The 7,502-nt window shown below is 51.4% G+C and carries 10 protein-coding genes; 6 read left to right on the forward strand and 4 right to left on the reverse strand.

Features of this window, described 5'->3' with window-relative positions:
• Positions 1–1,244 (forward strand): MFS transporter (locus tag ACESLU_RS09085; protein ID WP_372638189.1); only part of this gene is annotated, 1,244 nt, incomplete at its 5' end.
• Positions 1,245–1,424: 180 nt separating this feature from the next.
• On the opposite strand, the gene ACESLU_RS09090 is transcribed toward ACESLU_RS09085, so the two are convergent.
• Genes ACESLU_RS09090 through ACESLU_RS09105 form a run of 4 tightly spaced genes read right to left on the reverse strand, consistent with a single transcriptional unit; the run spans position 1,425 to position 2,862 of the window.
• Positions 1,425–1,844, reverse strand: coding sequence for a type II toxin-antitoxin system VapC family toxin (locus ACESLU_RS09090; RefSeq protein WP_372638192.1), 420 nt, complete (start codon positions 1,842–1,844; stop codon positions 1,425–1,427).
• Complete coding sequence (locus ACESLU_RS09095; protein WP_372638195.1) at positions 1,837–2,100, reverse strand: DUF6364 family protein; 264 nt, start codon at positions 2,098–2,100, stop codon at positions 1,837–1,839. Before ACESLU_RS09095 ends, ACESLU_RS09090 begins: the two co-directional genes overlap by 8 nt.
• Positions 2,101–2,115: 15 nt before the next feature.
• Positions 2,116–2,316 carry a hypothetical protein gene (locus ACESLU_RS09100; protein WP_372638198.1) on the reverse strand — a complete coding sequence of 67 codons (201 nt, stop codon included), beginning with the start codon at positions 2,314–2,316 and terminating at the stop codon, positions 2,116–2,118.
• Positions 2,317–2,334: 18 nt separating this feature from the next.
• A complete protein-coding gene (locus ACESLU_RS09105; protein WP_372638201.1) occupies positions 2,335–2,862 on the reverse strand; it encodes a hypothetical protein in 528 nt (175 codons plus the stop codon).
• Between the two features lie 206 nt (positions 2,863–3,068).
• Here ACESLU_RS09105 and ccsA point away from each other — a divergent pair, with 206 nt between their 5' ends.
• The 5 genes from ccsA to truA form a co-directional block, all read left to right on the forward strand.
• Entirely contained in the window at positions 3,069–3,737 is a 669-nt protein-coding gene (gene ccsA, locus ACESLU_RS09110) for a cytochrome c biogenesis protein CcsA (protein ID WP_372638204.1), read from the forward strand.
• Positions 3,734–4,012 carry a hypothetical protein gene (locus ACESLU_RS09115; RefSeq protein WP_372638206.1) on the forward strand — a complete coding sequence of 93 codons (279 nt, stop codon included), beginning with the start codon at positions 3,734–3,736 and terminating at the stop codon, positions 4,010–4,012. Before ccsA ends, ACESLU_RS09115 begins: the two co-directional genes overlap by 4 nt.
• A complete protein-coding gene (locus tag ACESLU_RS09120; protein WP_372638209.1) occupies positions 4,002–4,403 on the forward strand; it encodes a cytochrome c maturation protein CcmE in 402 nt (133 codons plus the stop codon). The genes ACESLU_RS09115 and ACESLU_RS09120 overlap by 11 nt, the downstream gene beginning before the upstream one ends.
• Positions 4,404–4,415: 12 nt before the next feature.
• Positions 4,416–6,911, forward strand: coding sequence for a heme lyase CcmF/NrfE family subunit (locus tag ACESLU_RS09125; RefSeq protein ID WP_372638212.1), 2,496 nt, complete (start codon positions 4,416–4,418; stop codon positions 6,909–6,911).
• 34 nt (positions 6,912–6,945) lie between these two features.
• Positions 6,946–7,502: tRNA pseudouridine(38-40) synthase TruA (gene truA, locus ACESLU_RS09130; protein WP_372638215.1), on the forward strand; the 557-nt coding region annotated here is incomplete at its 3' end.

The raw sequence follows: 7,502 nt of genomic DNA on the forward strand, positions 1-7,502 counted from the left end.
ACCGCCGGTTGTGGCTCAGCCAGATTGTCTCCAATTTCGGGGATTGGTTCGGAATCCTGGCGGTATATGCGCTTATCACCCGGTATTCCGATTCCGAATTCCTGCTGGGACTGATTATCGTGGTCAAGATGATGAGCCTGGCCAGTTTTTCGCCCTTCGCAGGCTACCTGACCGACCGGTTCGACCGGCGGCGCATCATGATTGTTTGTGATTTGCTGCGGGGCCTGCTGGTGCTGGGATTGCTGCTGGTCGTATCCTATGACACGCTCTGGCTGGCTTACGTTCTGACGGCCCTGCAGATGATGCTTTCCGCCATTTTCGAGCCGGCCAAGACCTCTTCTATCCCCAATGTTACGACCAAAGAAGAGCTTGTGGATGCGAATGTGTTATCCTCCGCCAGCTGGAGCATAATCTTTACGATGGGGATGGGGTTTGGCGGACTGGCGACGGCGTGGCTGGGTACGGACCTGGTATTTGTTATTAATGCCATCAGTTATGTGGTATCGGCCCGGTTTATCTATAAGGCGGTGATTCCACAGAAAATGATGTCCGATGCCGAGCTGAAGCGCACGCGCAATCCCCTTACCGGCATTAAAGAGGGCTTTCGTTATTTGTTCGACAATCCCCAGATAATGCGTCCCACGCTCGCCAAGGGATGTTTTACGATGCTGCTGGGGGGACTGACCTACATGCTGATCCTGGTATCCGAAGACGTCCTGATGATGGGCAGCATCGGTCTCGGCCTGCTCTACTCGGCGCGCGGCGTGGGCACGGGGATCGGTCCCGTGATAGGGCGGCGAATTTTTGACCGCGAGCGCGACTGGGTGCGGGCCATGGGGTATTGCATGATGTTCGGCGGGATGATGTATTCTATTGTGGGAATGACGACCAGTCTGGGAGTTATGCTGCTTTTTGTCTTTATCGCCCATGCGGCCTCCGGGGCCAACTGGGTGATGAGCACGGTGCTGCTCCAGCGGCGGACACCGGATACGTTCCGGGGACGTATTTTCAGTACGGAATGGCTCCTGTTTACCCTTACCCAATCGGCTTCAGTGATGCTGGCTTCCTGGATACTGGAAAACGACTGGCTTACGATTCAGGAAACGATGATTGTCTACGCCTTCTTCCTGGCTGTAGCGGGGGTGATATGGCACCTGACGGTGACCCAGAATGAAGAGGCTTACCAGGAGAAAAACAGGGAGGAATATGTGCCGGCGCACTCCCATACGACGGAGCGGTTTTGATTAAGAATGAAAAAGTAAAATTGGGGAAATTATAAATTGATAGTAGTGGTTGTTTGTGATACCGCTATCGAAGAGGTGTTGGCCAATGCGGTGTGTCATCGCAGCTATGAGCGGTGTAATACCATTTTAAACGGGTTTCCTATTGTTTGTATTATAGCGAAGAATGGCCTGGCAAGACAATTAGTGTTCGTGCAGCTGGTCTAAAAACTCCAGCGGCGAAAGCACGGGCAAATCGGCACCCTTGAAATCCTTCCGGTTGCGGGTAACAATGGCATCACAATTGGCCGCCTGGGCCGTGGTATAGTGGATGGCATCTTCAAAATCATTCCATTTTAGATGCAAGGCAGTATCAATAATATCCTGGGTTACTGGGGCAACACTAAATGCACGCCGCAATCCATCCAAAACAGTATAAGTTTCCTCCTTATTATTCTTGTTATTTATGAGATAAAAAAGGGTGTCAAGGCTATGTGCTGCAATAAGTCCTGAAAATTCCCTGTACTGTGAGGATTCTATAATTTTAAGTGCATTTAATTGGAAAGGGTTTCTTCCCAAGGCTGCATCCAAACAAACATTTGTATCAATTAAAGCTTTAGTCAAGGTTATACTTTTTGTTTAAAGCTTCACGTTTGAGCTTATTATAATCGGGAGTATCCATTTTTTTGGATTCGGGAATGGCATTCATTATTTGTTCTGCAGCACTGCCGGGGGTCGGAGTCCATTCTTCCCGTTCTTCTTGTTTGATAATCATTTCTTCAAAAAACTGGGATACGCTTATGCCACGCTTTTTGGCTATGCGTTTGGCCCGGCGCTTTATACTTTCTTCAATCGATAGGTTTAGCGTCTTCTTACTCATAACGGTATTGGTTTGTTAATGCGTATGGGAAATATACTGATTGCGCATTAGAAACGAAAGGAAGGGTATCATTATTTCAACATCGTAAAAGCGGTTAACGTCATCGAGCTGCTCGTCATCGCCGTCAGAACCCTCTGCGTCATCGGAATCGAACAACGATTCAAAAGGGTTGATGGTAATCTCCTGTTTCAGAATATCCGAAGCGGTATACAACATCCCGGGCTGTATCTTATCCTACTCGAAATGCCTGCGCTCTTTCTTGTAATCCTCGTCCGACATTAACCCCTGTTGCCAAAGGCCGGTCAGGTAGTCAATCTTGTCCATGCTTCCGGGATCATATTCTGGCTCGCGTCTTTCCCGTTCTTTCTCGGTTTGCTGCTGCTTCTTTTGTGCGGCTACAGCCTTTTCCAGCATCCCTTTCAGGTGGTAGGGATTTTCCATGCCAAAGAGGGTCATCGATGAGGCGGAGGTATGCAGCTCCAGGTCCCCGACTTCCAGCTTCTCCTGCAGCCAGCTTTGCCGCACCTCTACCCGCTCTATGCTCACCAGGTCGACATTGCGCTGGTACTTCGCATCGCGCGCGGAGATCCGGGTATCGGTGACCCGGTAGGAGAGGCGCTGCTGGCGCTTGCGGACCCAGTAGAGGCCCAGCAGCCCGATCCCGAACAGCGGAATCAACAGTATGGACAGGACATAACCCGGCAGGTGATTCTTCCAGCTGATGGTCAGTTCAATGCTTTTGGAGTCGGATTGATGAGCCATGGTGGAGAAGGTCTGTTTAGCATGAAAGTCTTGTTCCGGACAGCCGGGATGAAAAATCCGCGGCAGAACGCGGCAACTTCTCCTGTAAAGTTAGGTAAAATTTGGGGAAGTTGAAGGTGAAATGACTAAGTTTTCCCAAATAGATTTCGTATATTTACGTCCTTTGCGAAGGGCATGACATGAGCAGATTAAAATTTTAGCAGTTGATGAGATTAAAACCGTGGAAATATGTGGTAGCGCTTTGGATGACGGGCGTTCTGATAGCCGGATTCCTTATCCCTATTCCCGAGATCCCCATTTTGCTCGAATCATCACGGAATCTCTTCCTGCACGTTCCGATGTGGTTTACGATGGCGGTCTGTTTTGCCGCGGGCTTTGTCTACAGCATCATGTATCTGAATAACCCGGATCCGGCTACCGACCGGAAAGCGGAATCTTTTACCCAGATCGGATTGTTATTCGGTATATGCGGACTGATTACCGGCTCGCTCTGGGCACGCTTTACCTGGGGATCTTGGTGGACCTTCGCCGAGCCGCGGATGAATCTTTCGGCGCTGGGGATGATGATTTATGTTGCTTATTTTGTGTTGCGAACGGCTTTTGACAATCCGGAGAAGCGGGCGAAGATTGCCGCGGTTTTCAATGTCTTTGCCGCTACGACGATTCCTTTTTTGCTCTATATTATTCCGCGTCAGCTGCCCAGCCTGCACCCGGGGGCTGAGGGCAACCCGGCATTCAGCGAGATAACGGCGCCGGAGCTGCGCTATATTTTTTACCCCGCCGTCGTGGGATTTATCGCCCTTGCATTCTGGTTATACGATATACTGTACCGCTATAAGGAAATGAAGCATCAACTTGAACAACAGCAAGCATGAATTTTTTACTTATCCAGGCACAAGAAGACAGCGTTGCGGCCGTTGATACATTGACGAAATCATATTCGACCGACTGGAAGGCAAGCGAAGGCTTCGAACAGGCGGGACCGTTAATTCAGGCGGCGGCTTCGTACGATCTCATTTTTATTGTGCTGGGCGTGAGTCTCATCATCTGGTTTGTCCTGCTCTTCTTTATTATTCGGGTGGATAAAAAGGTGGGACGGCTCGAAAATGAATTAAAACAATCCAAAAAAACGGTTCAACATGAAACCTAAATTAATCATTGGCATAATTGCCATCGTTGGCTTCACCTCGCTGTTGATGTACAATTTCGGCAACAGCATCAGCACCTATGTGAACTTTGAACAGGCCGCGGATATGAACAACGCCCACGTGGTGGGCAGCTGGGACGATTCCAGGGAGTATGGGTTTTCCATGGAGTCGAAACAGTTTATCTTCCATATGCAAGATGAGGCCGGGAATGTACGGCGCGTGGTATACCCGCAGTCGAAGCCCAACAATTTCGAACAGGCCGACCGTCTTGTGGTCATCGGCAGTATCGAAGGGGATGTTTTCTATGCCGACGAGATGCTGATGAAGTGTCCATCAAAGTATAATGACGCTGACGAAGCACAATTTGAAAAGGCCAATGCGGGTAACAGTTAGGTGTAGTTGTTTATGATTAAATTTTTCGGTGAACTTCTTGTCAACGCCGCCTTTCTCTTTGCGATCCTGGCTGCCATCGGGTATTTCCTGTATGCCAGGAACGATGAGGATCGCTATTTTAAGGTCTCCAACTGGCTGTTTGGCCTGCAGGGGTTCTTTTTATTGGTGGCATCGGGACTGCTGGTCTATATCATCCTGACACACCAGTTTAATTTTTATTATGTCTATAATTACACCAGCAGCGACCTGCAGCTGAAGTACCTTATTTCGGCCTTCTGGGGGGGACAGGAGGGAAGCTTTATGCTCTGGGTGCTGTTTTCCATCCTTATTGGTTTTGGGCTTATGAAGTGGACGCGCGATACGTATCGCGGCCCGGTCCTCTTTTTCCTGACGCTCACGCATATCTTTATGCTGTCCATGATCTCGGGGATCCCGCTGGGGGATGCCACACTGGGGGCTTCTCCCTTCCGGACGCTTGCGGAAGCGATGCCCAATGCCCCGTTCCTGCAGACCAATCCCGATTTCGTGCCCCAGGATGGAAAAGGGCTGAACGACCTGCTGAAAAGTCCCTGGATGATGATTCACCCGCCCATCCTGTTCCTGGGATTCTCCATGATGGCCGTACCCTACTGTTTTGCCATGGCCGCGCTGTGGAAACGCAAATACAATGAGTGGGTGGGTCCCGCCCTGCCGTGGACGCTGGGCGCGAATGTGGCGCTGTTGACGGCCATCTTCCTGGGCGGCTACTGGGCGTATGTTACGCTTTCCTTTGGCGGCTACTGGGCGTGGGACCCGGTTGAAAATGCCTCCTTTGTACCCTGGCTGCTGGGTACGGCCGGCATCCATACGATGATCATACAGCGGAAGAGTTCAACCTCGCAGAAAGCATCGATTATTTTTGCCATCCTGGCGTATGTGGCGATCGTCTACGAAACCTTTCTGACCCGCTCGGGTATCTTGTCGGATGCCTCCGTACACAGCTTTGTCGATCTGGGATTATACAGCCAGCTTGTGATCTTTATGCTGGCTGTTACGGGCATTGGACTCGGACTTTTTTTCTACCGGTACAAGGAACTGCCCAGGCAGAAAAAAGAGTCGAAATTATTGAGCAGGGAATTCATGACCTTTGCGGGTGCCATGATGCTTTTTCTGATAGGACTGGTTATTATACTGGGGACCAGCTCCCCGATTATCGGGCGTCTTTTTGTGGAAAATCCCACCCCGCCCGAGATCAGTTTCTATAACGAGTGGACGATGCCCATGGCGATGGTGACCGCCATCCTGACGGTCTTCGGGCAGTATCTTTTCTGGAAACGGCAGGATGCCGACTCACTGGCCCGTGATTTGACCCTCCCGGTAGCGCTGACCTGCGTCGTTACCCTTGCGTCCATTATTATCGGGGAGGTACGGAATATCTATTACATGGTATATCTGCTGACGGCCTGGTTTGCCCTGATTGGCAACGCCATCATCATGATCCGGCTCATCCGAAAAAACCCGATGCTGATTGGCGGAGCGCTGTCCCATTTCGGCTTCGGGGTGCTGCTGCTGGGTATCCTGGCTTCCTCTGCCTATAACAATCACTTGCTGGATGATGCCACCCGGCAGTACAATGCGGCTATCAAAAGCGGAAATGTCACTGATGAGCAGGGCTTCAGGAAGACGCAAACGGTTGACTTTCTGGAGCTTAAGCTTAATGAGCCAAAGGTTGTCAACGGTAAATACCGCGTAACCTATGAGGGATATACGCTCAAAGACCAGGCCCGTCCCGGCCAGCAGGAATACCGCATTAAGTTTGAGCCGGCAGACGGCGAGGGCAAACAGTTCACGCTTAACCCGCAGGTATACCCGATGCTGGCCTCTTCATCCGCCCAGAATATCGAGTGGTCGGTGGACCCCGACGTGCGGACCGGCCTGCTGAGTGATATCTACCTGTATGTTTCGGGCAGTTCGTATGTGCAGCAAAAGAATGAGGAAGCCGAGGAGCAGGCGCAGCAGAGACGACAAGTCGAACCAGCTGCGGCAGGCCTGCAGGATAGCTCCAAAATCCATAAAATTGAGATCGGGCAGGGTGAAACGGTTTCTGTGGGACCCTTTGACTTTACGCTGAAGGAATACAGCCAGGAATCCGACGAGGAGCTTCAGGACAGCACGGTTATTGCCGTCCGGGCCAATATTGAAGTCACGCAGCGGGGCAGTGACAGTTCAAATTCGGTGTACCCGCTGTTTTCTATTTATCAGAAAGATGGCAAGAACTGGTCTTATGCCCCTCCGACCGATATCCCGGGGCATAACGGTACAGTACAATTCAGCAGCGTGGACCCGTCAACGGGGAAGGTGGAACTTACGATTCGGGGCGTCGACAAGGAAGTGCGGGAGCAGTGGGTTTTACTGGTGGCCGAAGAGAAGCCGTTTATTTCGGTTGTATGGCTGGGGACGTTCCTGTTGATGGGCGGCTTTAGCATCTCTATTTTCCGGCACTGGGGAAGGGAGCGAAAAAAAGGTTAGAAGGTTGTATTAAGGTAATGAAATCCCTCCGGCTATGCCGCGCTACAAGCTCTTAATAGAATATGCGGGCACGGCCTACAGCGGCTGGCAGAAACAGCCGAACGCCGTGACGGTGGAAGAGAAAATTGAAGCGGCGCTCGGCCGGGTCCTGGGTCGGCCGGTGGATGTGATCGGACAGGGACGCACCGACAGCGGGGTTCATGCGGAGGGACAGACGGCTCATTTTGACTTTCCCGAAGAGCTCGACGCGCACCGGCTTTTATATGCGCTGCTGGGGCTGCTGCCTGACGATATTGCCGTGTGGGACATGCAGGCGACCACTCCCGATTTCCACGCCCGCTTTGATGCCTCGTTCCGTCAGTACCGGTACCAGATTGCCCGTCGTCCCCGTCCTCTTGTGAAAGATACTTCCATCCTGGTACTGCAGGAGCTCGACAGGGAAGCGATGGACTATTGTGCTGAAATGGTACGGGGGACCCACAACTTTGACAGCTTCACAAAGCCGGATAACCAGAACCCGGGCTCGGAATGCAGAGTAAGCCGGTCTGAATTTATCGAAGAAGAGGAATTGTTGATCTATAGCATCCGGGC

The sequence above is a fragment of the Fodinibius sp. genome (assembly GCF_041642155.1).
Classification (GTDB): Bacteria; Bacteroidota; Rhodothermia; order Balneolales; family Balneolaceae; genus Fodinibius.

Coding starts and splice junctions, on each gene's coding strand:
- ACESLU_RS09125 (WP_372638212.1), top strand. CDS start 4,416: ATGATTAAATTTTTCGGTGAACTTCTTGTCAACGCCGCCTTTCTCTTT.
- ACESLU_RS09100 (WP_372638198.1), bottom strand. CDS start 2,316: ATGTTGTATACCGCTTCGGATATTCTGAAACAGGAGATTACCATCAAC.
- ACESLU_RS09105 (WP_372638201.1), bottom strand. CDS start 2,862: ATGGCTCATCAATCCGACTCCAAAAGCATTGAACTGACCATCAGCTGG.
- ACESLU_RS09115 (WP_372638206.1), top strand. CDS start 3,734: ATGAATTTTTTACTTATCCAGGCACAAGAAGACAGCGTTGCGGCCGTT.
- ACESLU_RS09120 (WP_372638209.1), top strand. CDS start 4,002: ATGAAACCTAAATTAATCATTGGCATAATTGCCATCGTTGGCTTCACC.
- ccsA (WP_372638204.1), top strand. CDS start 3,069: ATGAGATTAAAACCGTGGAAATATGTGGTAGCGCTTTGGATGACGGGC.
- ACESLU_RS09095 (WP_372638195.1), bottom strand. CDS start 2,100: ATGAGTAAGAAGACGCTAAACCTATCGATTGAAGAAAGTATAAAGCGC.